30 protein-coding genes are annotated in these 26,361 nt (G+C 39.3%); 20 read left to right on the top strand and 10 right to left on the bottom strand.

Annotated elements, in window-relative coordinates:
- The first annotated feature begins 64 nt into the window (after positions 1-64).
- From SULAR_RS05475 to mnmC, 8 genes are all read left to right on the top strand, one after another.
- On the top strand, positions 65-568 hold the full coding sequence (locus SULAR_RS05475) for a 3-isopropylmalate dehydratase small subunit (protein ID WP_008243853.1): 504 nt from the start codon (positions 65-67) through the stop codon (positions 566-568).
- 4 nt (positions 569-572) lie between these two features.
- A complete protein-coding gene (gene leuB / locus SULAR_RS05470) occupies positions 573-1,643 on the top strand; it encodes a 3-isopropylmalate dehydrogenase (RefSeq protein ID WP_008243849.1) in 1,071 nt (356 codons plus the stop codon).
- A gap of 73 nt (positions 1,644-1,716) precedes the next feature.
- A complete protein-coding gene (locus SULAR_RS05465) occupies positions 1,717-2,865 on the top strand; it encodes a CCA tRNA nucleotidyltransferase (RefSeq protein ID WP_008243847.1) in 1,149 nt (382 codons plus the stop codon).
- Between the two features lie 36 nt (positions 2,866-2,901).
- Complete coding sequence (gene purU, locus SULAR_RS05460; RefSeq protein ID WP_008243845.1) at positions 2,902-3,738, top strand: formyltetrahydrofolate deformylase; 837 nt, start codon at positions 2,902-2,904, stop codon at positions 3,736-3,738.
- Positions 3,738-4,229 carry a tRNA (cytidine(34)-2'-O)-methyltransferase gene (locus SULAR_RS05455; RefSeq protein WP_008243842.1) on the top strand — a complete coding sequence of 164 codons (492 nt, stop codon included), beginning with the start codon at positions 3,738-3,740 and terminating at the stop codon, positions 4,227-4,229. Before purU ends, SULAR_RS05455 begins: the two co-directional genes overlap by 1 nt.
- A 387-nt stretch (positions 4,230-4,616) precedes the next feature.
- On the top strand, positions 4,617-6,665 hold the full coding sequence (gene glyS / locus SULAR_RS05450; protein WP_008243838.1) for a glycine--tRNA ligase subunit beta: 2,049 nt from the start codon (positions 4,617-4,619) through the stop codon (positions 6,663-6,665).
- Entirely contained in the window at positions 6,665-6,979 is a 315-nt protein-coding gene (locus SULAR_RS05445; RefSeq protein ID WP_008243836.1) for a hypothetical protein, read from the top strand. Before glyS ends, SULAR_RS05445 begins: the two co-directional genes overlap by 1 nt.
- A 1-nt stretch (position 6,980) precedes the next feature.
- On the top strand, positions 6,981-8,105 hold the full coding sequence (gene mnmC / locus SULAR_RS05440) for an FAD-dependent 5-carboxymethylaminomethyl-2-thiouridine(34) oxidoreductase MnmC (RefSeq protein ID WP_008243834.1): 1,125 nt from the start codon (positions 6,981-6,983) through the stop codon (positions 8,103-8,105).
- Here the strand turns inward: mnmC and SULAR_RS05435 are convergent.
- Positions 8,097-8,852 carry an arginyltransferase gene (locus tag SULAR_RS05435; protein WP_238536365.1) on the bottom strand — a complete coding sequence of 252 codons (756 nt, stop codon included), beginning with the start codon at positions 8,850-8,852 and terminating at the stop codon, positions 8,097-8,099. The two genes, mnmC and SULAR_RS05435, sit on opposite strands and share 9 nt — an antisense overlap.
- A gap of 50 nt (positions 8,853-8,902) precedes the next feature.
- On the opposite strand from SULAR_RS05435, the gene SULAR_RS05430 reads away from it, so the two are divergent.
- Genes SULAR_RS05430 through trpC form a run of 4 tightly spaced genes read left to right on the top strand, consistent with a single transcriptional unit; the run spans position 8,903 to position 12,062 of the window.
- Positions 8,903-9,598, top strand: a complete 696-nt coding sequence (locus SULAR_RS05430) for a tRNA1(Val) (adenine(37)-N6)-methyltransferase (RefSeq protein ID WP_038000195.1) — start codon at positions 8,903-8,905, stop codon at positions 9,596-9,598.
- A 2-nt stretch (positions 9,599-9,600) separates the two neighbouring features.
- Positions 9,601-9,975, top strand: a complete 375-nt coding sequence (locus tag SULAR_RS05425) for a YkgJ family cysteine cluster protein (protein WP_008243827.1) — start codon at positions 9,601-9,603, stop codon at positions 9,973-9,975.
- The gene (locus SULAR_RS05420) at positions 9,957-11,210 is read left to right on the top strand and encodes a lipopolysaccharide assembly protein LapB (RefSeq protein WP_008243825.1); all 1,254 of its coding nucleotides are present in this window, start codon (positions 9,957-9,959) and stop codon (positions 11,208-11,210) included. The genes SULAR_RS05425 and SULAR_RS05420 overlap by 19 nt, the downstream gene beginning before the upstream one ends.
- Before the next feature lie 57 nt (positions 11,211-11,267).
- Positions 11,268-12,062: an indole-3-glycerol phosphate synthase TrpC gene (gene trpC / locus SULAR_RS05415; RefSeq protein WP_008243823.1), complete on the top strand. Its 795-nt coding sequence runs from the start codon at positions 11,268-11,270 to the stop codon at positions 12,060-12,062.
- A 153-nt stretch (positions 12,063-12,215) separates the two neighbouring features.
- Here the strand turns inward: trpC and SULAR_RS05410 are convergent, their stop codons facing one another.
- Positions 12,216-12,659 (bottom strand): GatB/YqeY domain-containing protein, encoded by a 444-nt coding sequence (locus SULAR_RS05410; protein WP_008243821.1) that lies wholly within the window; start codon positions 12,657-12,659, stop codon positions 12,216-12,218.
- Between the two features lie 48 nt (positions 12,660-12,707).
- Between SULAR_RS05410 and SULAR_RS05405 the strand changes: the two genes are divergently transcribed.
- A complete protein-coding gene (locus tag SULAR_RS05405) occupies positions 12,708-12,977 on the top strand; it encodes a hypothetical protein (RefSeq protein ID WP_008243818.1) in 270 nt (89 codons plus the stop codon).
- A gap of 1 nt (position 12,978) precedes the next feature.
- On the opposite strand, the gene msrB is transcribed toward SULAR_RS05405, so the two are convergent.
- Positions 12,979-13,377: a peptide-methionine (R)-S-oxide reductase MsrB gene (gene msrB / locus SULAR_RS05400; protein ID WP_008243817.1), complete on the bottom strand. Its 399-nt coding sequence runs from the start codon at positions 13,375-13,377 to the stop codon at positions 12,979-12,981.
- A gap of 93 nt (positions 13,378-13,470) precedes the next feature.
- Here msrB and SULAR_RS05395 point away from each other — a divergent pair, with 93 nt between their 5' ends.
- Together SULAR_RS05395 and SULAR_RS05390 are read left to right on the top strand one after the other, a co-directional pair.
- A complete protein-coding gene (locus SULAR_RS05395; protein WP_008243815.1) occupies positions 13,471-14,115 on the top strand; it encodes a tetratricopeptide repeat protein in 645 nt (214 codons plus the stop codon).
- The gene (locus tag SULAR_RS05390; RefSeq protein ID WP_008243813.1) at positions 14,108-14,332 is read left to right on the top strand and encodes a hypothetical protein; all 225 of its coding nucleotides are present in this window, start codon (positions 14,108-14,110) and stop codon (positions 14,330-14,332) included. The genes SULAR_RS05395 and SULAR_RS05390 overlap by 8 nt, the downstream gene beginning before the upstream one ends.
- A gap of 110 nt (positions 14,333-14,442) precedes the next feature.
- Here SULAR_RS05390 and pdxA read toward each other — a convergent pair whose 3' ends face one another.
- Together pdxA and SULAR_RS05380 are read right to left on the bottom strand one after the other, a co-directional pair.
- Complete coding sequence (gene pdxA / locus SULAR_RS05385) at positions 14,443-15,363, bottom strand: 4-hydroxythreonine-4-phosphate dehydrogenase (RefSeq protein WP_008243811.1); 921 nt, start codon at positions 15,361-15,363, stop codon at positions 14,443-14,445.
- A gap of 1 nt (position 15,364) precedes the next feature.
- Entirely contained in the window at positions 15,365-16,147 is a 783-nt protein-coding gene (locus SULAR_RS05380) for a pyridoxine 5'-phosphate synthase (protein ID WP_008243809.1), read from the bottom strand.
- Positions 16,148-16,241: 94 nt separating this feature from the next.
- On the opposite strand from SULAR_RS05380, the gene SULAR_RS05375 reads away from it, so the two are divergent.
- From SULAR_RS05375 to SULAR_RS05365, 3 genes are all read left to right on the top strand, one after another.
- The gene (locus SULAR_RS05375) at positions 16,242-16,583 is read left to right on the top strand and encodes a thioredoxin family protein (protein ID WP_008243807.1); all 342 of its coding nucleotides are present in this window, start codon (positions 16,242-16,244) and stop codon (positions 16,581-16,583) included.
- A gap of 164 nt (positions 16,584-16,747) precedes the next feature.
- Positions 16,748-17,311, top strand: coding sequence for a hypothetical protein (locus SULAR_RS05370; RefSeq protein WP_008243803.1), 564 nt, complete (start codon positions 16,748-16,750; stop codon positions 17,309-17,311).
- Between the two features lie 85 nt (positions 17,312-17,396).
- On the top strand, positions 17,397-18,668 hold the full coding sequence (locus SULAR_RS05365; protein ID WP_008243802.1) for an argininosuccinate synthase: 1,272 nt from the start codon (positions 17,397-17,399) through the stop codon (positions 18,666-18,668).
- Positions 18,669-18,674: 6 nt separating this feature from the next.
- Here SULAR_RS05365 and SULAR_RS05360 read toward each other — a convergent pair whose 3' ends face one another.
- From SULAR_RS05360 to SULAR_RS05340, 5 genes are all read right to left on the bottom strand, one after another.
- Positions 18,675-19,190: a hypothetical protein gene (locus SULAR_RS05360; RefSeq protein WP_008243799.1), complete on the bottom strand. Its 516-nt coding sequence runs from the start codon at positions 19,188-19,190 to the stop codon at positions 18,675-18,677.
- A 61-nt stretch (positions 19,191-19,251) separates the two neighbouring features.
- Entirely contained in the window at positions 19,252-21,201 is a 1,950-nt protein-coding gene (locus SULAR_RS05355) for a M3 family metallopeptidase (protein WP_008243797.1), read from the bottom strand.
- A gap of 89 nt (positions 21,202-21,290) precedes the next feature.
- Positions 21,291-23,780, bottom strand: a complete 2,490-nt coding sequence (locus SULAR_RS05350) for an RND family transporter (protein ID WP_008243795.1) — start codon at positions 23,778-23,780, stop codon at positions 21,291-21,293.
- A gap of 42 nt (positions 23,781-23,822) precedes the next feature.
- Positions 23,823-24,386 (bottom strand): ABC transporter substrate-binding protein, encoded by a 564-nt coding sequence (locus SULAR_RS05345; RefSeq protein WP_008243793.1) that lies wholly within the window; start codon positions 24,384-24,386, stop codon positions 23,823-23,825.
- Positions 24,387-24,405: 19 nt separating this feature from the next.
- Complete coding sequence (locus tag SULAR_RS05340; RefSeq protein ID WP_008243790.1) at positions 24,406-25,242, bottom strand: VacJ family lipoprotein; 837 nt, start codon at positions 25,240-25,242, stop codon at positions 24,406-24,408.
- 138 nt (positions 25,243-25,380) lie between these two features.
- Between SULAR_RS05340 and rplI the strand changes: the two genes are divergently transcribed.
- Complete coding sequence (rplI, locus tag SULAR_RS05335; RefSeq protein WP_008243788.1) at positions 25,381-25,824, top strand: 50S ribosomal protein L9; 444 nt, start codon at positions 25,381-25,383, stop codon at positions 25,822-25,824.
- Positions 25,825-25,826: 2 nt separating this feature from the next.
- Complete coding sequence (gene hslV, locus SULAR_RS05330) at positions 25,827-26,357, top strand: ATP-dependent protease subunit HslV (protein WP_008243785.1); 531 nt, start codon at positions 25,827-25,829, stop codon at positions 26,355-26,357.
- The last annotated feature ends 4 nt before the right edge of the window (positions 26,358-26,361 follow it).

Genomic DNA, 26,361 nt, shown 5'->3' with positions numbered 1-26,361 from the left:
GAGAGGAGTTACAAAGAGACATTGGTCTTTTTTGTAAGGAGATAGTAGAAAAAAGGATAATACTTTGCAAGGTAAAGTTTGGAAATTTGGTGACAATATCGATACGGATTTGATCATCGCAGCAAGATATCTTAATACAAGTGAGCCATCGGAATTGGCAAAATATGTAATGGAAGATGCAGATCCTGAGTTTGTTTCGAAAATGACAGAGGGCGACATTATCGTTGCAGGTGAGAACTTTGGTTGTGGTTCAAGTCGTGAGCATGCACCTATCGCATTAAAAGCAGCGGGTGTAAGTGCTGTGATCGCACCTACATTTGCACGTATCTTTTACAGAAATGCGTTTAATATGGGATTGCCTATCTTTGAACTTAAAGAAGCGTCTGAGATCAATGAAGGTGACGTTGTGAGAATTGATATGGATGCGGGAGAAGTGATCAATGTCACACAGGCTAAAACCTATAAGTTCTCTCCTATTCCTGAATTCATGCAAGAGTTGGTAGATGCAGGCGGCTTGATAGCGTTTGCAAAAAAAGAGATTGAAAATAAAAAAGAAGCGAAGGCATAAGCAGATGGGTAAAAGTTATAAAATAGGTGTAATCAAAGGTGACGGGATTGGCCCTGAAATTATTGATGAAGCAATAAAAGTACTGGATGCAGTTTCTGTCACACAAGGATTTAACCTTAAGTATGAAGAGATGCTGCTTGGTGGTGCTGCGATAGATGAGACAGGTGTACCACTACCGGAAGAGACGATCCAGGGTGTAAAGAAGTGTGATGCTGTTCTCTTTGGTGCGATAGGCGGACCGAAATGGGACAATCTTGAGAGACATTTACGTCCTGAAACAGGGCTTTTGGGTCTCCGTAAGGAGATGGGAACATTTGCTAACTTAAGACCTGCTATGGTCTATGATGAGTTAGTGAATGCATCCAGCCTTAAGCCTAAGATCATTAAGGGTGTAGATATCATGGTTGTACGTGAACTGACTGGTGGAATCTATTTTGGTCAGCCAAGAGAACTGAATAAAGACAATGCATTTAACACGATGATCTATACAAGAGAAGAGGTTAGACGTATTGCTGTTGTGGCATTTGACATCGCGATGAAACGTAAAAAACGTATCTGTTCGGTTGATAAAGCCAATGTACTAGAAGTAAGCCAGTTCTGGAGAGAGATCGTAGAAGAAGTATCTAAAGATTATCCGGAAGTTGAACTTTCACATATGTATGTAGATAACGCTGCAATGCAGCTTATCCGTGATCCTAAGCAGTTTGACGTGATCTTGACGGGAAATATCTTTGGTGATATCCTTTCAGATGCTGCGAGTATGTTGAGTGGTTCTATCGGACTTCTTCCGAGTGCCAGTACAGGTGAGGGTGTAGGGTTGTTCGAACCGATTCACGGTTCTGCACCGGATATCGCTGGACAGGGTATCGCTAATCCGTTGGCGACCATTTCATCGGCAAGTATGATGCTTCGTTATGCTTTAGGTGAAAGTGAAGCAGCAGACAAAATAGATGCTGCGATTAAAAAAGCATTGAGCGAAGGGTATCGTACAGGTGACATTGGTGACTACGATGCAAAAGAGATTTGTACGTGTAGTGAGATCGGTGATATTATCGCTGACTATGCATCCAAATAGGACTTAAACGCTGATATCGAGCCAACTTTTATAGTTGGCTCTTCTAACTTCCAATGATTTCAAAAGGGATGCCATGCCCACTATTAAATCTTTCCCAAACTTTTTCTCACAAACAGACCCAGATATACTTCAAAATATCAAAACAGTCACAGAGTATTTGACACAAAAGTATCATGCCAAATGTTACATCGTCGGTGGTGCTGTACGTGATCGTATCTTGGGAGATGAGTGTAAAGATTATGATATCGAGTGTTTTGGGATCAGTATAGATGATTTTGAAACGGCGATGGAGCATTTAGGTGCACAAGGTGTGGGGAAAAGTTTTTTTGTCTATAAGTACCATGACCTGGATATTTCTTTACCCCGTACTGAGAAAAAAATAGCCAAGGGGCATCGCGGATTTGAAGTCTCTTTGGCACTAGAAGAAAAAGAGGCATCAAAAAGACGGGATTTCACGATCAATGCATTGATGTATGATATTCAAAATGAACAGATACTCGACTTTTGGGACGGATTGGGTGATCTAGAACATAAAGTAATTCGGGTAGTCGATGAAGATACATTTGTGGAAGATAGTTTACGTGTATTACGTGCTATGCAGTTTGCGGCACGTTTTGGGTTTAAGGTGGATGAAGAGAGCTGTAGACTGTGTCAGAGTATTTCGTTGGATGACCTGCCTAAAGAACGTATATTCAAAGAGTTTGAGAAAATGTTCAGAGGAAGATACTTGCACTACGGCCTTTATTATCTGCTTGCGCTGGGTATCGCGAAACAGCTTTTTGATGAACATATGGAGAGAAAGACATTTATCGCTTTAAGCAGGGTTTTGCAAAAGAGTCAAAAAAACTTTGTAGAAAAACTTAGACCCTATTATTTCCTTTTTATTTGCAAAGCGTATTTCTCATTGGATATCACAGAACTCTTAGAGAGATTAGGTGCACCCACTGTTTATTATAAAAAGGTTGCAGCATCACCGTCACCTACAGAGATCAGCATCCCCTTCATAGCACATTTGTCACTGAGAGAGGGCATTAGAGAGTATGTAGGGAACTATCATATGGATGTGATAGCGATGGCAAAGAAATTGGATGTATGGGATAAACCTTTTGACAGAGGTGTCACTCCCACAGAGTTATTGGAGGAAGGCTTTTCAGGTAAGGCCCTGGGTGATGAGCTTGAGAGACGGACTGAAGAGAAAATCATGAGTTTGAAAGAAAAATAGGTATAATTTTACAATTTAATAGCAACTAGGGTGGATATGGTAACAAGAGCAAGAGTTTTAATTGATTGTGAAGATGCAAAAGGTTTAGTCTATCAGATCGCGAAAGTCTTTTATGATAGAGATTTAAATATCGATAATAACCGCGAATTTGTTGACAAAGAACAGGGACGATTTTTTATGCGTACAGTCGTTTCAGGTATGTTTGATATTCAGGAGTTACTAGAAGAGTTGAAAACAGTAGCACCTGAGGATGCACATATCCGGGTCGTAGAACCAAAAGATAAGAAAATCATCCTTATGGCTACAAAAGAGTCTCATGCTCTTGGTGATATTCTTGTACGTCATGCAAATGGTGAACTTGATGCACAGATAGAGTGTGTTATTGCTAACCATGATACACTTGAGAATTTCGTACGGAGATTTGATATCCCGTTCTTTCATGTCCCGGCAGAGGGTATGAGCAGAGAAGAGCATGAAGAACATGTGATGAAACTGATAAGCGAATTTGAGTTTGACTATATCGTACTTGCAAAGTATATGCGCATACTTACACCTGCATTTGTCAAAGCATACCCTGAAAAGATCATTAACATCCATCACTCTTTCCTCCCTGCATTCATAGGTGCTAATCCGTATAAGCAGGCATTTGAAAGGGGTGTAAAGATCATAGGGGCTACAGCACACTTTGTGACAAATGATCTGGATGAAGGCCCTATCATCGCGCAAGACGTGATTCCGGTCAATCATCGTCTTTCGTGGAGAGATATGCAAAGAGCAGGTCGAGACGTGGAAAAGATCGTTCTTTCACGCGCGTTGTCATTGGTACTTCATGACAGAGTATTTGTTAACGGTAATAAAACGGTTGTATTTTAATGTTTAATATTGTTTTAGTAGAACCTCAGATTCCTCAGAATACAGGTACTATAGGCCGTCTTTGTGTCAATTTGGGTGCGACACTGCATCTCATCAAACCGCTTGGATTTGACATTGATGATAAAGCGGTAAAGCGTGCTGGGTTGGATTATTGGCAGCATTTAGACTTGGTGGTTTGGGAGAGTTTTGAGGCATATCTTAAAGCACATCCTATCACCCAAAACAGTTATATGGCTACAACGAAAACAGATAATCTTTACTTCAACGCACCATTTAAAAAGGGTGATCACATTCTCTTTGGCTCTGAGACCAGAGGGATCAATGAACAAGTGCTACTTGACAATCCAGAGCAGTGTATCACCATTCCTATGGGTGGGAAAGGCAGAAGTTTGAACCTTGGTGTGAGTGTGGGTATCGTCATCTATGATGCACTGCGTCAAAACTATGAAGGGTTTGAGAAGATCACCATAGCCAATACACTGGAGCAATAACATGTCGTTTGGAGATATCCTTTATATCATTGCTATATTTTTATTTGTATTTATGACGTTTGGCATAGTGAAAAATTATTATAAAAGTAAATTTGATGATGAGGGTAGACGCATAGATATGTTAGATGATAAAGAGGATTAAAAGTAACTTTCCAAATCCAACTTATTCTTTCATTTTTTATATTTGATTTCATCAATGCACACATCCTGAAAAATTGTAGTTGAATGGGTAACAGATGTCCATCAAATGTGTCCTAGTATACTCTAATGTATTGCTATGGTAGTGCAAAATTAGTTTTATACATAACTATTCCTAGTGTTATAACCCCCTCTTTACCAACTCTTAGGTAAAATAAAAGTTATTATTATTTCACTAGGAAACCCTAAATGACACAAGCACTACTCATCGAAATCGGTGTAGAAGAATTACCGGCTATACCACTACTTAAAATCGTGAATAACATTGAAAAATCTTGGGCAAACATACTTACAGAGTACAACCTTAGTAATGATTTTGAATTTATCTATACTCCTAGAAGATTGGTCCTTAAACATGTTGCAATGCCAGTCAGTCAGGAAGATACTACAGTAGAGTTTTTTGGTCCTCCAATGGTTGCTGCAGTAAAAGATGGTGAGCCTACACAAGCAGCCCAGGGATTCGCCCGTAAATGTGGTGTAAGCTTTGGTGAACTTGGTCGTGCAGAAAAGAATGGTAAAGAGGTACTTTATTTCAAAAAAGAAGAGAAAGGATCCGAAACGGTTTCTCTTCTTCAGGAGATGTTAGGTAAATGGCTGGCTTCGATGTCCTTTGGAAAGATGATGCGTTGGGGATCTAGAACAGATGAGTTCATCCGACCTCTTAGATGGCTTCAGGTAAGACTCGGAGAGCGCTCTGTTCCTGTAGAACTTTTTGGTGTAAAGTCAGATACAAAGACCTATGTACACCGTATGGTGACCTATGATGCAGTAGAGGTGCCTACGATAGATGCTTATGAAGGCCTATTGGATGAGTGTGCAGTGATGCTGTATCCTGAAGATCGTGAAGCGAAGATCTTGGCTGAATTCGATGCTTTGGAGTCGACGCATAATATCATTATAGAACGGGATAGAGAACTCTTGGCTGAAGTTGTCGCTATCACAGAGAACCCTAAAGCACTTGTAGGATCTTTTGATGAACTTTTTTTAGAACTCCCGCCAGAAGTGATCATTACTTCTATGAAAGAACACCAGCGTTATTTCCCTGTCTTTGAACATGGAAAAATAGCAAACAAGTTTGTGGTTGTTTCCAATGCCTATACAGATGATTACAGTAAAGTAATCGCAGGAAATGAACGTGTACTTAAACCACGTTTGGCTGATGGACTCTTCTTCTACAAAAATGACCTTAAAAATGGATTGAGTATCGATGGCCTTGAAAAAGTGCAGTTCATCGATGGTCTGGGGACACTTTCAGACAAGATCAAAAGAGAAAACAATATCGCGATCAGACTGCTAGCCCTTTACATGGATAGAGTAGAATCAACTACTGAGAAAAGTTCTACGGTACTTGAAAAAGCCATGGATAAAGCTATAAACCTTGCAAAAGCAGACCTTATGAGTGAAATGGTGTACGAGTTTACAGAGCTGCAGGGACTCATGGGGTATTATTATGCCAAAGCACTGGGTGAAGAAGAGCTGGTATATAACGCGATAAAAGAGCAGTATATGCCAGTGGGTGAGGGTGCTGAACTTCCAAGTTCTGTATTCTCATCTATTGTAGCAATGAGTATTAAACTGGATACACTCTTTGGACTCTTCAGCGTGGGAAAAATCCCTACAGGTTCTAAAGATCCTTTTGCGTTACGTCGTGCGGTGAACGGTATTGTACGAATTGTGACAGTGTATGATCTACCTTTCAACATTGATGATATCATCGCGTTGCTCAAAGGCAATTATGAAGAGTTTGATACCAACCTCTTAAGTGAATTCATTATAGAACGTATCAACAAGTCACTAGATGCCAATCCATCGGTCATCGCTTCTGTACTTGCTTCAGGTGAAAGAGATATCAATGAGATAGCGAAAAAAGTCTCTGCACTCAATAACATCGTAAGCAGTGATGCATTTAAAGAGCAGTTTACTACCTTTAAACGTGTAGCGAATATCTCTAAAGATGTAGACCTTGAGTCAAGCATGGAAATTGATGTCGCATTGTTTAAAGAAGATGCTGAAGTCACACTCTATAATGCGTATGAAAAAGTGATCAATTCTACCTACAGTAACTATAAAGAAGAACTTGAAGCACTCTTTGGACTCAAACGTGAACTTGATGCTTATTTTGATGATGTGCTTGTGAATACAGAAGATGAAGCGTTACAACAAAATAGACTTCATACGATAGGGTCTATCTATAAAACATTTAGAAATATTGCGGATATCAAAGAGATATCAATTTAATGGGAAATAAACAACAAAAGTTAACTTATAGTAAAGTAGGATTAGCTTTTGTTGTTTTCTATCTTATTCTTACATTAATTTGTGTGATTTGGGCTTTTACTGTTTCCGATCCAAAAGGTAAATTTGTTCTTTTACAGCTTCCTGTTGCTCTGCAATTAGCAGTTATACAAGAGCTTGGGTATATAAAATTATTTGTTGGATTGTCGTGGTTTGTTATTTATCCTCTGATTATTATTCCAACACTTGTTATACTATATCAAATTGGGGCAATGATAAACAGTTTTTGGAACATTTTACGAGTCAATAGAAAATAGTATGTTAAATGCTTATGATACTATCATTATCGGTGCAGGTATCGCAGGAGCTTCTACAGCCTATGTACTGACACAAAAAGGCCAAAAAGTACTTGTGCTTGATAAAAAAGGTATCGCTTCTGGCGGCTCTGGAGCAGCAGGGGCTTTTGTCTCTCCTAAGATAGGCAAGGGATCGCCTCTCCAGACACTTACGAATGAAGCTTTCTCTTTTGCCAAAGATTTTTATCTTACGACCTGTCCTTCCCATTTTCATCAGACCGGTGTGATACGCATCCCTAAAGATGAGGCGGATGCTCAAAAGTTTACTGAGTATGCACCTTTTAATGAAAACAGATATGAAAAGTACTCATCTGAACAACTTCAAGCACAAGGTATAGGTGTTGCGTTTGAGAGTTTTTATTTCCCCGAGGCGGGGGTATGTGATGCAAAAGAGGTGTGTGAAGCTTTACTCTCAGACATCACAGTCATAAAGCAGGAAGTAAAAGAGATCATACAAAAAGATGGATGGTGGTATGTGGGTGAGTACAGTGCTCAAAATCTCGTGTTGGCAACAGGATATGAGAGTGACCTGGCCGACTTACGTTATATGGGCATCAAAGGTACATGGGGGACCAGAGGAGACTTCACTTCTACGCTCTCGTTAGGTGTCAGTATGCATCAGTCTATCTCTGTGGGTGCCAACATAGATGGCATCATCAAACTGGGTGCCACACATGAGAAAAGAGTGAAAGAAGTGGTCCCCTGCAAGGAAGAACAGGCACTGCTGCTAAAAGAGAAAGCCTCTTCCATGATCGATACATCGGACCTGGAACTCAAAGAAGTGTTTTGTGGTATGCGATCAGGGTCTAAAGATTATTTTCCTTTGGTAGGGAAGGTGATAGATGTACCTTTCATGCTAGAAAAATATCCAGCCATCATGCGTGGTAGTAAGCCTGAGATGAAGTATGTAGATCATTTATATATTTTGAATGGTCTAGGGGGAAGAGGGTTTGTTTTTGCACCGCTTATGGCAAAGGTCTTGGCTGAATGTATCGTTGAAGGAAAAGAGGTGGATGCCAGAGTAGCCCCTGACAGACTTTTTTTGAAATGGTGCCGTAAGAGTACGGAGTTGGACGCTTTACGTTAAATCCCAATTTTCCCAGTCAGGTTCCTCTGTAACATGCGGGAAACCGTCCAGTATCTCTTGGGGCTGGAACTTTGGCTTGTAAGCAAACGCTTTACAGCCCTCAACCCAGTACCCCAAGTAGATCCAAGGCAGTTCAAGTACATGGGCCAATTGTATCTGATAGAGCAGTGAATAGGTCCCAAGTGATAGTCTCGCATAATCAGGGTCATAGTAAAAGTATATAGAACTGATACCGTCATCGAGTATATCGATGAGGTCAACGCCGATGAGTTTACCATCTCTGATATAGAGTACTTCTTTCCCGTAATCATGTGCACCATCTACAAAGTTCTCATGGTATTCCCGATGTGAAATATTACGGTGCTGCCACTGGTCTTTTTCATGTTTAAAAGAGTGGTATTTATTGTAGAGATGAATATGTGCATCGGTCAGACTGGGTTTTTGAATAATGATCTGCGTGTCGGCATTCCGTTTAATTGCTTTTTTTTGTGATTTGGTGTAGTGATAGTTATTGACATCTATACGTACACTTTTACACTCATTACACCCATTACAGATAGGGTGGAAGAAGTACTTTCCAAAACGTCTCCATCCTCTTGCTATTACAGCAGTGGCAAATTTTTTACTTGCATGGGAAACATACTTATAGTTCATACGTACCTTATTTCCAGGAATGTATGCACAATCGTAGTCCAGCATTGAAAAATCTGTTGATGGCGGGTTGAGTAGATCTAGTTCTTCGTTCATAATCGCGATTATACTGAAAATATAGTAAAATTCATAAAAAAAGGCATTATTTGTTTCTCTATCAACCTACAAGTGGCTACTGCTATAACAGTGACTCAATTTTCTTGTACGACTTCATCTCTTCGTTTAAACCTAAGGGTAAATTGCTTGATGTAGGATGCGGTGTAGGGATCATCTCACTTTTATTGACCCGGGATTTTAACATCCAGACGAGCATTATAGACAAACAGGAAAAGATGCTTGATTATGCAAAACACAATTATGCACTTAATAACCTCGAAGCGCAAAGTCATCTTGGGGATTTTACTGAGTGGATGACGGATGAAAAATTTGACTATATCATCTCAAACCCGCCTTTTTATGACTCAAGCGTGCAACAAAGTGAAAATACGCATTTAAACATTGCAAGATATGCACACCATTTACCTATAGATGATTTCATAGCCAAGGTCAAAACACTGTTGAAGCCAAGAGGCTATTTTATCTTCTGTTATGATGCAAAGCAGGTCGACCTGTTATTACATCATTTAACTTCTTATGGTATAACTGTTGAAACAATGCAGTTTGTGCACTCTAAAATAGACAGAGAATCCAAACTAGTGATGATCGCAGCGCGTATGGGCTCAAAATCTATGACAAAGATACTTCCCCCATTTGTGGTCTTTGATGAGAAGAGTGTCTATAGAGAGAAAGCGTTAAAAGCATTTGAACGTGCAAATACGAACAGTATAAAAGGTGATTTTTGATCATGGAAGTCATGACACATGAACAGTACAATTTTAAATTTAACCCCAATGCATGCGAAGCGTGTGGGGGACACTGTTGTACGGGAGAGAGCGGCTATATCTGGGCTAAATATAGTGAGATAGAGAAAATGGCAGAGTTCGTTAACCTTAGTGTAGAAGATTTTGCTACAATGTATCTCAGAAAAGTGAAGCATCGCTACTCTTTGATAGAAAAGAAACTGGCAGAAGATAACTATGCTTGCATATTTTTTGATGAGTCGATGAAACGCTGCTCCATTTATCCTGTACGGCCTTTACAATGTCGTACTTTCCCTTTTTGGGAACAGTTTAAAAATGATGAAGAAGAGGTACGTAAAGAGTGTCCTGGTATCGTATAGCATTACCCTTATTGATGGTATTTATCTTTAGCACTGTGATGAGCTCTGCCAAAGAGATCATGAAGATCAGTGAAGATGAACTCATCATGAGAGGACTTTTATATGATGAATATAAAGCCTATGAAAACAGTTATCAAGTCTATAAAAGACTCTATGATGATACGGGAGAAGAGATCTATCTCTTTAAAGAGGCCACTTCCGCATTGATGAGCAGAAATCATATTTTGGAGAGTATCACACGTTTAAAAAGATGGGATAAGGTAAATCCAAACAGAATTGAAGTGCGTCGTTTACTTATTCCTCTTTATCTCACGATAAGACAAGTGAAAAATGCGACAATAGAAGCAGAACATTTACTTGAACAGTCAAAAGAACCTATGGATCTGGATCTGGCATCCAATTCATTTTTATATGCCGGAAAATTTAAAAGAGCATTAGATCTTTTAAATAGGGTCTATGAAACAGTGCCTAGAGAAGAGATATTGCTCCGTATGGTTGATATCATGGATGAATTTACAAGGGAAAGTAAAAAGGCTATACAGTTACTTGAAACGCATCGTCGTATGAATATCGTGAGTCATGATGTCTATGTGAAGTTGCTTTTGCTTTATCAAAAAGAAAAAGATATTGACGGTATTTTAGGGACCTATAAAGCATTATATAAACAAGACAATGACGAGCAATATTTGACAAAGATCATAGATGCCTATATCTACAAAAGAGATATTGACGGTGCTATCACTTTTTTGGAAGCAGACCAAAGCAGAAACGATATACTTTATGAACTCTATAAGACAAAAAAATATTTTTCTAAAGCATTAGCGCTTGTCGATAAACTTTATGAGGAAGATCAGAATTCAAAGTGGATAGCAGAGAAGGGTGTACTTATTTTTGAGAACTCAGAAGATAAAAATGATAAAAAAATGATACAAGATGTGATCTCTCATTTTGAAAAAGCGATTGCGTTAGGGAATGATGACAGTATTTACCTCAATTATTATGGCTATACACTGATAGATAAAGAGGTCAATGTTAAAAAAGGTATCAATGTGATAGAGAATGCATTGATCCAGCAGCCTGACAACATCTATTATTTAGACTCTTTGGCATGGGGATACTATAAACAGCGTAAGTGTGATAAAGCCTATAAACTGATGAAAAGAGTCGTCGATGAAGAGGGATTGGAAGAACCTGAGATCATAGAACATTGGAATGCTATCAGACAGTGTAAATAAATTCGAGCTTCTTTTAGATATAATACGCGAAACTTATAGAAATATGGAAAGTGATATATGGCTCAAATATTAGATGAAATCATTAAAAAAACAAAATCAGATCTAGAAAAAAGAAAGGTAGACTACCCAGAAGAGTGGTTGGGACGTTCTCTCTCTTTTAACCCATTTATCCCTAAAGATGTGAAAAGTGCTTTACGCGCTACGGAAGAAAATCCTTACCGTATCATTGCTGAAGTAAAAAAAGCAAGTCCAAGTAAAGGGATCATCCGTGAAGACTTCAATCCTGTAGAGATAGCACAAGCCTATGAAAAGGGTGGAGCTGATTCTCTTTCCATACTGACGGAACCACACTTTTTTAAAGGTGACAAAGAGTATCTGGGAATGGTACGCCGTTATGTCAATCTCCCATTGCTCAGAAAAGATTTCATAGTGGATAAATATCAGGTACTTGAAGCATTGGCATTTGGAGCAGATTATATCTTGCTTATCGCTATGGCACTGAGTCGTAAAGAGCTCAAAGAGTTGCATGACTATGCACGTCATTTAGGTCTGGATGTATTGGTGGAAGTACATAATAAAACAGACCTTGTCAAAGCGATCTTCGCTGGGGCAGATATCATCGGGATCAACCATCGAAACCTTGAAACATTTGAGATGGACATGAGTTTGAGTGAAAAATTGATACCGTTGATTCCAAATGGTAAGATCATTGTGGCTGAGTCCGGTATCAATGATCATGAGACAGTCGTAGAACTTTCCAAAATAGGTGCAGATGCATTTTTGGTCGGTGAGCATTTTATGAGACAGGATGATATTACTGCGGCTATTAAAGCTTTGAAGTATGGGAATTAATTTTTTATAGTATTTTTCTCTAATTACCTAGTATTAAAAGTTGAGGTATTGTTTCTCTCATCATTTTTTTAGAAAAAATGAAGCAAAAAATCGTCACTGCTCTCGAATCGCTTCGCTTTCAAGGGCGTTCGCAGTGACAGTTATTTAGTTTAATTAACTTAGTAACTTTTTTACCATTACATTGATGCGTCCGCCGTCGGCTCGGCTTCCTATGGCAGCTTTTGCAGCACCCATTACTTTACCCATATCTTTCATACTTTCAGCGCCCACAGAAGCAATCACCTCTTTCAGTACAGACTCAAGCTCTGCATCGTCCATAGGCTCTGGAAGGTAGGATTTGACTATGGCTATCTCTGCATCTTCTTTTTCTACAAGGTCGTTTCGTCCCGCTTCTGTGAATTGTACTTTGGCATCTTCTCTTTGTTTTAAATATTTCATTAACACAGCTTCAACATCAGCATCCGTTACATCTCTTCGCTCGTCTACTTCTATCTGCTTGATAGAGGCTTGAATATTTCTCAGTGTATCTCTTTTGACGATCTCTTTTGCGCGCATTGCTTCTTTAATTTCATTTTTTAACTGTTCTTTTAAACTCATCTTTTGGGCTCCATTCTAGATTTAAAGTGATTATACTATAATCCCTCTATGATAATCACAATAGAAGATAAACAATTCGACACAGCTAAGATCACACAGCTCTACCCTGCAGCCGTAGTCAAAACAGGATATGAAGATGAAACGACACAAGTGAGTCTTGAATGGTTGGATATTGAGGCAAAAGGCAAGGTTGAAGTCGTAGGGTTTGGCATTTTTGTCAATCTTGGAGAAGAAGAGAAATACTCTTTTATTTTTGATACAAAAGAAGAGATGGATGAAGCTGCCGGGCGTATAGCTGCACAGCTACAGCCATCATAGTTTATGCATTTTCTTTAAAATTCAAAGATGCAGAATTGATACAGTATCGCTTGTAGGTAGGTGCCGGACCATCAGGGAAGACATGCCCTAAATGACAACCGCATGCACCACAGCGTACTTCTACACGAACCATACCATGACTGGCATCTTCGATCTCTTCTATATCGTCTTCGTTGATGGATTGAAAGTAGCTTGGCCAGCCTGTACCTGAATCAAATTTTGTCTCTGAAGAAAAGAGTGGTGTACCACAACATTTACAGCTGTAGATCCCCTCTTTTTTTGAGTCCCAGAATTCATTTTGAAACGGTGCTTCGGTACCGTGGTTCAAGCATACATTATATTCTAGCGGAGTTAACTCTTTTTCTAATTTTTCTTTATCTAATGTTATTCTATAAGCCATAATCATCCTTTGGTTCTTTTTCATCATGATAGCAGTTTTTCTTTGGATTTAAGTTAGATTATCTTATCATTCGATAACTATATTGGAGAAGCTATGACAACATTTCAACTATTACTTCTTATTATCGCAGGAGGAGTATTTTATCTTTTTTTTAAACAACTTTTTTCAGGAAATCATCCTAAAAGAGGGGTGGATTTCGAAGCGAAAGTAGCAGATGAACAAATAGGTGGTATCAACCGTCCCGACAAAACATTTTCTACACCTGAAGTACAGCCTACACGTATGGAACAACTGTTACAAATGACAGATGAAGCAGTGGCAAAAGAAGATTTTGAAGAAGCAAAAAAAGCATTAGGTTCGGCACTGATCATCGATGAGAATAATACTGAAGTGCTTCAGAGAATGGGTTACGTCTATATGCAGACAGGTGAATATGAAGAAGCCAAAGAGAGTTATGAAAAGCTTTTGAACCTAGATGATACGGATGATATGGCACATGTATCACTTGCGAATGTGCTCCATAAACTTGGAGATGAAGAGGGTGCGGAAAAACACCATGAACGTGCGATTGCTTTGGATCCTGAGTATCCACCGCACCACTTTAACTATGCAAATACTTTATATGATCTTGGACGTAAACAAGAAGCACTGGTAGGTTATACAAAGGCATACGAATTGGATAATACATTGGATGAAGCGAAAAAAATGATAAAAGAATTGGAGAGTAATAATGGGTAGTGCATGTTTTGTAACGCAAGAAGCAACAGAAGAGATACTTTTACGAGTAACGAATGTATGTGCGGAGTGTTATGATGATATACACGAAGGAGATACGATCCATTATGACATGCAAAATTACCGATACTTGTGTAAAGAGTGTCAAGAGAGACTTTGTGCACAGATGAATGAGCACTGTGAAGTAGTCGAGGATGATACGCCGAGCCTTTTTTGTTGATGCAACAAAAGAGAAAACGAACCCAAAAGAAAAAAATGGAAACTCTTGGCGGTGTAAAATAAATTTTCTTATTAGTTTTATTTTATAGGCTACGGTCTCCCGATACTTTCTTAATTATCATTTATGTATTTAACTGCGTTAAGATAACTTAGACTGCTTAATTCTACCCCTTTATAGGCTATATCAAATGCGGTGCCGTGATCTACGGAAGTTCTAAGTATCGGCAGATTCAGTGAGACATTGATCCCTTCATCAAAATACAAGGCTTTGAGAGGGGCCAGGCCTTGGTCATGGTACATAGCAATGTAGTGTGTATAGTTCGCACGTACTCTTGGTGTAAATGCGACATCCGGTACAAGTGGAGCGCTGAATATTTCAGTGCCTAATTCTTTGTGCGCATTCTCTATGGCTTTTTCTATGATACGCTCTTCTGTACCCAATACGCCATCATCTCCTGCATGAGGATTTAACCCTAGAACACCTACCTCTGTACTAGGTTTGGCTGTCCGGTAAAAGTCTATAAGAAATCTTGTTAACGCTTTTTCGTTGATACTCCCGGCTACCTCTTTCAGTGGTATGTGTTCGGTAAAAAGAGCGACATACATTTGAGGTGAACCCAACATCATAATGGCCTCTGCATCGAAAAAATCTCTCAAGGCATCGGTATGACCTTTATAGGCTACGCCTGCTAGTTCCCATGCTTTTTTATGGATGGGCAGGGTAGTGATGGCATCAATTTCTTTGTTACGTGCAAGTTCAACAGCCCTGACAAAGGAAGCATAGGCATAGGCACCGCTCTCTTTACTGACAACTCCTGGATCTATCTCAAAGTGCTCTGCAATATCTTCCATGGTTTGAAAATCAGCGGGTATGGGCAGGTTCAACTTTTTGGCTGCCTGTTCCAGCATGTTTCTGTCTATGCAGTAGACAACTTCTACCTCTTTAGAGATAGTGGCATGATTCTCAAGGGCCAGCTGTATACCTATACCATTGAGATCACCGACAGATATGGCTACTTTTTTTCTTGACATGTTATCTTATCAACATAGATTTCATATCTATGATGGCTTGTTCTAACCCAGTATAAACAGAACGGGCAATGATACTTTGTCCGATGTTCAGCTCTTCTATCGTTTCGATCTCTGCGATCTCTTTGACATTTTGCATATTAAGACCATGTCCCGCTGCCACACGTAATCCCAACCCCATCGCATCACAAGAGAGAAGACGTAGGTTGCAGAGTTCATCTTTGAGCATCTTTTTGAGCACTTTTCGTGGGAGTTCTAGTTCAGGGATAGTGTGGTGAGTTTTGGAGAGGTTTGTGTATAGCATCGCATAGATGTTGGCATATTTTCCCGTATGAAACTCTATCCACTCTACACCCAGGTCAAGTGATGCATTGACCGCATCCAGGGTAGGGTCAATGAAAAGCGATACCTCTATCTCTTCGTTTTTCAGTCTTTGAATAGCTTCTTTGAGTTTGGGTTGTTCTCCTGTGACTGCAAGACCACCTTCAGTCGTAACTTCTTCACGCTTTTCAGGCACGAGTGTGACACGATGGGGTTTAAGGTCACATGCGATATCTATCATTTCAGGAGAGATGGCACACTCTAGATTGACAGGCAGTGCAGAAAGCTCTATGATATTTTTGGCATCCATATCCTGCATATGTCGCCGGTCTTCACGAAGATGGATGGTGATCTGGTCTGCACCTGCACGTTTACAGATGCTCAGTGCATCAAGCGGATCAGGGTCCGCTACTTTTCTTGCTTCTCTCAATACTGCAATATGGTCTATGTTTACGCCCAATAACATGGTTTGATTTCCTTGAATAATATGAATTTGATTATAGCAAAAGTTTTTAAGATAGGATTTGTATAATCACCCTAATTACACGCTTGGAGTAAAAATGTCAGAAAAGAAGCCATTACCTGTGAACGAATATAGACACATAAAACATAATATCGGTAACGGTAAGCCCACCATTTTAGCATTTGGGATGTCACACTGTTATAGCTGTTTAGCGATGTCCAAAGTATTTGCTGAAGTATTGGAAGTGCATCCGGAGTTTCAGATCTATTCCATAGACGGTCAAAAAGAACGTTTGGTAAGTCGAGATATCTATAAACTTAAAGAGATGCCTACGCAGATATTTTTTGACGCATCGGGGAAAGAAGTGTTTCGTCATACCGGAGCCTATAAAAAAGCGGTGTTGGAGATCATTTTGAAAAAATATGGATTTGATTACTAGAGAAACCATACCTGTATCTATTTGGTTAAAAATTAATCAAGTTATAAAAAATATAAGTATTCCTTTGAGATAAAATATTTCTGAGGAAAGAATTAAAATCACTATAGAACTTAGATGCGACCTGTGTCATGTCATATAGTGATACTATAGACAAGGAATACTGCATGACAAATAAGGATACATATCTTCATCATCTTCATCAAGCAAGAGTAGAACATACCAGGTGGGTAGGCATGGTAAAATTATTATCTGCCGGACTGTTGGATACAAACAAACAAGACATAGAATTGAATATCTCTGACATTGATTTTGGAAAGTGGCTGGAACAGGAGGCCATGCTGTTTAGAGACAGCAGCTGTGTGGATACTTTATATGAAATTGAAGCATTATGGAAAAGTATACATAACCATTTTATGCAGATATATGACGTATGTGTTTCCAAGAATAAAAGTAGTATATTTGGCAGAAAAAAACCGTTAAGCGATGGTGCCATCAAAATATCTGCTGTACATTACCAGGAGATTATTACTTTGAGTGATAAAATGAAGCAAAAACTCAGACTACTTGAAAAACAGCTCAATGCAAAAGGTGAGGATGAATTTGAAACATTTGGCAATTATTTGGTTGCCCAAGAGTATGAAATGAACCTAAAAATGGTTGAAAAAACGAAAAAAGAAAAGTCTAAAACTTCTGTAAGTGGTGCAAGAGGAGCCTATGTCACTGAATAGAATGTATTCAAATTCATAGAATATAAAACCATCCGTAACTAAATTTACGTTAAAATTGCAACAATATTAATTAAAGGCTTATCGCATGGCAAAAAGAAAAATTAAAAAAGCAGTATTGGCGTATTCTGGTGGACTTGATACAAGTATTATTTTAAAATGGCTTCAAGATGAGTATGAGTGTGAAGTGGTTACTTTCACGGCTGATCTTGGTCAGGGTGAAGAGGTGGAACCTGCACGTCAGAAAGCATTGGATATGGGTATCAAACCTGAGAACATTTTTATCTTGGATCTTAGAGAAGAGTTTGTAAAAGATTTTGTCTTCCCTATGTTCAGAGCCAATGCCATCTACGAGGGTGAGTACCTGTTAGGTACCTCTATCGCACGTCCGCTTATCTCTAAAAAACAGATAGAGATCGCACAACAGACCGGTGCAGATGCAGTGAGTCATGGTGCAACGGGTAAAGGTAATGACCAGGTACGTTTTGAACTTGGTTATCTAGGTCTTAATCCTGATATCGCAGTGATCGCACCGTGGAGAGAGTGGGATCTAAATTCACGTGAGAAGCTTCTTTCTTATGCAAAGGAACATGGTATTGAGATCTCTAAAAAACATATGGATGAGAATGGTAACCCTAAAGCAAGTCCATACTCTATGGATGCAAACTTGCTTCATATCTCGTATGAAGGGCTTCATCTTGAAAATCCTGCAGCTGAACCAGAAGATGATATGTGGCTATGGACAAACTCTCCTGAAGAAGCTCCCGATGAGGCAGAGTATATCACCATCACGTATAAAAAAGGTGACCCGATAGCGATCAACGGTGAAGCAATGAGCCCTGCGACACTCCTTAAGACACTGAATGATTATGGAAATAAACATGGTATAGGACGTATCGATATCGTAGAGAACCGTTATGTAGGTATGAAAGCACGTGGATGTTATGAGACTCCGGGCGGTACGATCATGCTCAAAGCACACAGAGCGATCGAGTCTATCACTCTGGATAGAGAAGAAGCACACCTTAAAGATGAACTTATGCCAAAGTATGCAAAACTGATCTATAATGGATACTGGTGGTCACCTGAGCGTAAGATGATGCAAGCAGCGATCGATGCAACACAAGAGACTGTAAACGGTGAAGTCAAACTTAAACTTTACAAAGGGAATGTGATCGTAGTGGGTAGAAATTCAGATGAATCACTCTATTCAGAAGCACACTCGACATTTGAAGAGGATGAGGTCTATAACCAGGCGGATGCAGAAGGCTTTATCCGTCTGAATGCATTGAGATTCATTATTGAAGGTAAAAAACAGCCTGAACGTATCGCTTCTCTCATCAAAAATAATGAAGAGTAAATCAAACTACTCTAGCAACATCTCCATCTCCTTCAAGACTTTTGAAGGGGTGAACTTCAACAACTTCTCTTTAGAAAACAGATAGGGTATAAACTCCAATAAAATATAGAGCATTCCCATCAGCGGATAAAAAGCAATATATTCCATCTTGAATGTTTTAAAATCATAACGGGATACAAACCACGCTTTGGCACTTTCACTTCCATTATAGAACAAAAGTAGTTCCATCGCGAAGATAGAACCCCACAGAAAATAGGTGATAGCCGTGATAAGCAAAGCACCCAATACCCCATATATTAAAATCACAGCTGCAAGAAAGAGACTCAAAAAGAGGGCAAAAGAGTGAAACCCGAGTGTTGCAAAGATCACTACTACAGCAAAGATGAAAAGTAGGCTTCCGAAAAGTATAAAAAGTTCTAGATAGTTTTTTTGTTCTGCGAATGAAGGACTGAAGTAGGCAGCCAGCAGAGTGATTGCAAAGATTGCGATCACGGTAAGTGCAAGAGAACGGTATTCACTCACGAAAGGCTCCTTTCTATATGGTCACTCTTGGGATATCTAGCCTAAGAGTGAGAGAAGATCATTATGCTATTTCATACAGTTTGATCAGACTTTGAACATCTGCTTTTCGTCCAAGCCACTCCTCGTAGAGCTCAGACATCTCAATCGCACCACCGCTTGCAAGTATATACTCTTTATACCCTTTGGCACGCTCTTTGTTAAATCCTGATTCATTATCCAAGCAAGAGAAAAACGCATCTGCACTGAGTACTTCAGCCCATTTGTAGCTGTAGTACCCTGCAGCATACCCACCTGCAAAAATATGTGCAAATCCATGTTGGAATTTGTTGTAACTCGGTGGCGTGAGTAAAGAAGTCTTTTCTCTAATACCATCGAGCAATCTCTGGACTTCCTCACCTTGGTAAAGGTCTTGATGGAGTACAAAATCAAACAAAGAGAACTCTACCTGGCGCAAGATGCCAAGGGCTGCCTGGAAGTTTTTGGTCTCTTTTATTTTTGCCATCAGCTCATTTGAGATAGGCTCTCCTGTTTCATAATGAAAACCAAAACGTTTTAAGATAGCCGCCTCATAAGCAAAGTTCTCCAAAAACTGTGACGGAAACTCTACCACATCCCATGCCACACCGTTAATGCCTGAGACTGAACGCTCTTTACATTTTCCAAAGAGATGGTGGATGGCATGTCCCATCTCATGAAAGAGTGTTACCACATCATCATGTCTGAGCAAAGAAGGTGTCGTTTGTGTTGTTGGCGAGAAGTTACATACGATGAAGGCAGAAGGAAGGTGTAATTTCCCTTTAGCGTCCACATAGTGTGTCTCCCAGTCATTCATCCATGCCCCTCCGCGTTTCTCTTTACGCGCTTCAAGGTCAAAATAGATGCGTCCGGAGAGTTTCCCCTCTTCGAAGATGTCAAAAGGTTTGACACATGCGTGCCAAGTCGGTACCTCTGCAGGCTCAAATGTGACACCAAACAGTTCTGAGACAATGTATAGGAGTCCCTCTAAAACCTTCTCTTGTTTGAAGTAGGGTTTGGTCATCGTATCATCAAAGTCAAACTTTTCTTTTTTCAGTTTTTCTGAATAGTAGCCTACATCATAACCTGCCAAGTCTTCTATACCATCTATTTTAAGTGCAAATGCCTTCAGTTCAGCCAGTTCGTTTTTGGCTTGAGGCAAGGCAGCATCTGCCAGTTCATTCAAGAATGTGATGACATCATCTTCATGACTCGCATCACGTGTCTCCAGTGCATACTCTGCATAAGAGCTAAAGCCAAGAAGCTCTGACTTTTCATGTTTGAGTGCGAGGATCTGGTCTATGACCTCTGCGTTTTCAGGTGCTCTGGTTGCATAGGCTTTGGAGAGTTCTTTTCTATACTCACGGTTCGGGCCGTAAGTCATGTAGGCCATATAACTAGGAATTTGAAGTGTGAATTTGTACACGCTCTTTCCATCGATCTCCTCTTGTGCTGCATCGATGTCAGACTGAGGCATCCCCTCGACATCTTTTTCATCTTCGATGATGAGTTCATAGGCATTCGTGGCATCAAGAAGATTCTGTGAAAACTGGTTAGAGAGTTCAGAGAGTTTGAGGCTGATCTCTTCCATACGTTTCTTCTTATCTTCTGGGAGATTGACCCCAGAGAGTACAAAGGCTCTGACTTCATGTTCCAGTACTTTTTTCGCTTCTTTGGAATCTGCTTTGATAGCCTCTATTTTTTTAAACAGGGCTTCATTCTGTGCCATTTCTGAATTGAACTTGGAGAGCAGAGGGATAGACGCTTCATAGGCTTTTTGTGTCTCTTCCGAGTTCATTACCGAGTTAAGATGAGAAAGCGGGGTGAAGAAAAGCCCTAATTCTTCATCTAGGTCTTGCAGGGGTTTAAGGACTTTTTCATAGCTTGTCTCTGCATTTGAAGTGATGTCGTCAATGATCCCTCTTTGCTCGTTTAAAAGGGTGTCTAACTCTTTGGGAAATTGTTCTAAATTGTTTATTTTGAATTCTTGAAACATAAATGATTGATCCGTTGTTTTATTTTTTTTGATTGTAACATATTTTATAAAAGGAGATATTAATTCTTAGGTGATGGTCTAAAATTGGTTTACTTTACTCTTTTGAATGGTTTGAACAGGAGTAAAAGTTTAGGTAACAGTACCAAATCTGATATCAGAGCAGCTACCATCACCAACATCGTGAGTAAACCAAAATAGATGGTAGGGATCAAATTTGAGAGTATTAGGATGGAAAAACCTATTACGATCACCAGGGTAGTGAAGTACATAGCATTTCCAATACTGTTGTTAGTTCTATGCATACTCAAGTAGTAATGGTTGTCTTTTTCAAATTCTACTTGAAATCGGTGGATATAGTGTATCGTGTCATCTATCCCTATACCCATGGCTATGGCGGCAATGGTGATAGTCATAATATCCAACGGAATATGCAGCCATCCCATGAATCCAAAGACCATACCTATGGGAACGATATTGACGATCAAAGCAATCAATGTGAGCTTGAATGATCTAAAGAGGAGCAGGAACATAATAAACACAATGAACAGAACAAGACCGACCATTGTGATCTGTGAATGGAACAAGGACTGGAGCATATTGTTGTAGAGTACCATGAGGTTTGAGAGTCGCACGGTTGCAACATCAGGATCGATGCTTTGGCTTAGTTCATTTTGTATTTTTTTCAGTAATGCATCTCTGCGCAGAGTTTCATTAGAGTCTACAACACGTGTAAAGAATCTTAATTGATCATGTTCAATGTTCACATAGGGAGTCAGGATGACATCTCTATATTTTTGAGGCAGTTTTTGGTAGATAATAGCAAGGTCTACACTGTCCAACTCTTTGTTCTCATTGAGTATCTTTCCAGTATCAAGCAGGGTGGCAAAGGATTGTACTTCTCCAATTTGAGGAAGTTGTGTTAAATACCCATGGACTTTCTTGATAAGCTTGATCTTTTCATCTGTAAACCAGTATTGGTCCTGATCCTCTACTGCACTGAATTCATCCTCGAATGAGTCCAGGAACGCTTCACTATTTTCTTCTGTGGCAGTATCGTGTGGAAATGTACTGTTATCCTCAGACAAGGTAAGGATAACATCTAAAGGTGTTGTCCCTCCTAACTCCTGGTCAATGATCTTCATCCCTTGGTAGATAGCTGTATCTTTTTTAAAGTAGCTGATAAAACTGTTCTCTACGATAAGCTGAGAGGCACCGGTAATACTAAAAATAATAGTAAATAATGTGATGAGGTAGATCGATTTTTTATCATGCAACACAATTTTAGCGGTCAGAGAAGGTATAAAAGAGAGGGATCTCTTTTGATCTCGAGGAGGTGTTTTCTTCAGCAGCATCAGTACAGTAGGAAAGACAATAAATGCAATGATAAGGGACATACTGATCCCTGCACTCATCATCCAACCCAAGTTGATCACAGGGTAAATGTGCGAATAGAGCAATGAAGAGAACCCTGCTATCGTAGTAAGTATGGCAAAGAAGGTGGGTGTTGCTTTGGTAAGCATGGTGTATAGGATCAATCTTTTGGAGGATGCACGCGGATAGAGTGCTAAAAGTTCCTCATATCTTACAATAAGATGTAAAACGATCGAAATGGTGATGATCAGTTGTAAGGCAATAAAATTTGAAGAGATGACAGTGATCTCCCAATTAAAAAAGCCTAAGCTACTGGTGATGGTAATGACGGACAGTGTACAGATAAGAATAGGAAGTATTATCCATCTTGGTTGCCTAAATACAAAACCTAAAACGAGGATAATAAGGAGGATCAAGGTACTTCCGTAAATGAGTAGATCATTTTTGACAAATCCAACAATATCGTTGGAGATCATTTGTGCCCCGCCTAGAAAAAACAACGCATTATTCTGGTATTTGGTTATAAGTGCACGAATCTCCTTAATGTTGTTCTCATCAAATATACGTTGCTTGTCCCTGTGTTCTTTAAAGGCGATCCTTACATCATGAAGCGCTTGTTTTTCCTCTTTTGTCAAAGAGTTGACTGCTTGTTTATCACGTAAACGGTTTCGTTCTTCCAACAGCGAAAAATATTCCGGGTCTTGATGTAAATGGATGATGATGGAAGATATCGTGAAATCTTTGTTGACAAGGAAGTCTTTATAGAGAGGACTGGTTAAAAACTCTTGTTTAACCTGGGATAGATTGACATCAGCACTTTTTAGTGTTCTTGTCTCACTGATGAGGTCATCCATCTCTCTTATAGGTGAAAAAAACAGAGGTACATTGATCAGTGAATCTACAGACTTAACACCAGGCAGTTTTTCCAGGTCAGTACTCAGGTGTGTCAACGTTTCCAGACTTTGTTCTGAAAGTAGACCCTGTTTTGGTTTATAAGCAAGTATAAGTACATCATCGGTTTTGAATCGTTTTGCTATGGTTCTGGAAAACTCCAGGTCTTTGTCATCATGAAGAAGCAGTGTTTCTGCGGAAGCATCAATCTCCAGTTTTGTAATATTCATACTAAAAATGAATATGCTGCTGATGAGTAAGATCAAAATAGATAATGGATATTTTAATATCACTTTCTGATATAGTTTATGCAGCATAGGTCATCTTTGTATTATGAGAAGTTTTTTCTAGAGGATCACTTAAAGTGATTCTATAAGCTCTTGGACTGTTTTTGTTTGTAGAAATTCAGAAAACTGTTTTCTATAGGTTTGCAGGATACTTACACCGACCAGATTGACATCATAGATATACCAATGGTTAGTGTTCCTTTTCTTATAAAACATATAAATAACTTTATAAGTGTCCTCACGTCCTATAATGAGAGTCTCTAATGTACTCCTGGTGGGCTTGACTTTTTGTACCTCTTTGAGGATCACTTTTTCATTGTTATAGAGTCTTAATTTATCGAGATAGGAAAGTTTCAGTTTTTTTTCAAAACGTTTTGAAAAGAGTGTTTTTTCACTTTTTGTAAGAGATCTCCATCTCTTTCCCAGACTGATCTGTGCCATGATATCGTAGTCAAAGACATCATCGATCACAGCAATACACTTTTGTTCTTTTTGGTGTTGGGATAATGTGTTGTCTTTTAGTATGGTCAGGACCTTATTTACTTTAGTATCCATTACGTGTTTGATATCTTTCTCTTCTATAGCATAGAGTGATACGACAGATAGAAGCAATATCAGCATCAGTTTTTTTACCATATGTTTCTCCTGTCTTTAGTTACTCAGCGATGTCAGAATCACGCTTCTGTTCATACGTGTCCCGTAAAAATTGATAGAATTGTATCGCATCTTCTTTAAGACTTTCATACTCTCCCAGGTGTAGAGAGGTTTTATTGATCATTTCTCCTGAGAGAATAGCGATCGAGTGGTCCGGGTGGTCTGGTATTTTATACTCTTCGAGGCCTTCTGTGTAGACAAGAGGTGAGACATAAGCGTCTGCGGTAAGCCCAACCACATCTCTTATATTGGACGGTCCGATGAACGGTAAGACAATATGAAAACCGGAACCTACCCCGTAGTGGCCTAAAGTTTGTCCAAAATCTTCCTTATGCGCAGGAATATGCATATATTCTTTTGCAGGATCCATCAATCCTCCCAAACCTATGGTCGAGTTGACCAGAAATCTTTGGAGTTCATCGGAACTGTTTTTAAATTTCAGTTGGAGAAGGTTATTGGCAAAGCGGACAGGAAACTGTATGTTATCAAAAGCATTAGAAATACCTATACGAAAAGGTTCAGGCAGGACAGCTGCATAACCCTCTGAAACAGGGTTTAAAAGATAGGTGATAAAGAGATCATTGAATGATGTCATTGCGCTGTTGTACCCGCTGAATGGATCACTGACACTTTTTGTCTCCTCAAATGAAAATTCTTCTTCAAACTCTTCTATTTGCGTTTCTGGTTCTTGATCGTCAGTGATGCTTTCAGAGAACTTTTCTGACGAGGTGACTTGCGTATCAACTTGTGGAGAATTTAAATGTGCAGCGGCGTCATTGGTAGCACATCCCTGAAATATAAAAAGTGTAATAGCAAAGAAGAAGTATAAAAGTTTCATTACAAATCCCTGTTTATCTTTCATAAACTATAGTTCGTATAGTGTCACTTTATGTGAAACCCCGGTCTCTCTTTAACCGATGTCTAGTAAAAGTTTGTTAAAATTATAACACTATATAGCACAATAAGGAATAAATGAATGAAAGTACTATTGATAAAAGATGTGAAAACACTTGGAAAAGCAGGTGAAATAAAAGAAGTGAAAGATGGCTATGGACAAAACTTCCTTATAGGCAAGGGGTTGGCAAAGTTGGCTACACCTGAGGTTGTAGAAAACTGGAAAGCCGAACAAGAAGAGATGGCAAAAAAACTTAAAGAGGAATTGGCCAGACTTGAAGCTGAAAAAGTAACACTTGAAGCAGCAACCATTAAAATTGAAAAACCATTGGCCCCAGTGGGTATCAAAGGTTCAGTAGGAAATGCCGATATATCAAATGCTATAGAAGCACAATTGAATATAGCACTTGACAAAAAAAATATTAATCTTAAAAAAGCACTCAAATCAACAGGCACACATGAAGTAGACGCAAAACTGGGGCATGCGATACATGCGACACTCAAAGTAGAAGTGGTAGGTGTCTAGTCATGTTTGACGCAACTACGATACTGGGGTATAAAAGTAATGGTAAAGCAGTCATAGGCGGTGATGGTCAAGTGACTTTTGGGGATACGGTACTCAAAGGTAATGCTACAAAGATACGTACACTGCATGAAGGAAAAGTATTGGCGGGCTTTGCAGGAAGTACAGCAGATGCATTTAACCTTTTTGATATGTTCGAAGGTATATTGGCCGAAAAAAGAGGTGATCTTTTCAAGTCTGTCATTGGTTTTTCCAAAATGTGGAGAAAAGATAAACATCTGCGTCAGCTTGAAGCGATGATGATCGTACTGAACCAGGAACATATCTTTATACTTTCGGGTACTGGTGATGTGGTAGAACCTGAAGACGGAAAAATAGCAGCGATAGGATCTGGCGGTAACTATGCCATCTCTGCAGCGCGCGCCTTGGACAAACACACAGACCTTGATCCAAGAACACTGGTACAAGAGTCACTTGAAGTCGCAGGTGAACTTTGTATCTATACGAATAAGAATATTAAAATATTAGAACTGTAAGGAA

It is taken from the genome of Sulfurovum sp. AR, assembly GCF_000296775.1.
Classification (GTDB): domain Bacteria; phylum Campylobacterota; class Campylobacteria; order Campylobacterales; family Sulfurovaceae; genus Sulfurovum; species Sulfurovum xiamenensis.
The sequence above is the reverse complement of the archived record's forward strand: the minus strand, read 5'-3'. Positions and strand labels throughout refer to the sequence as shown.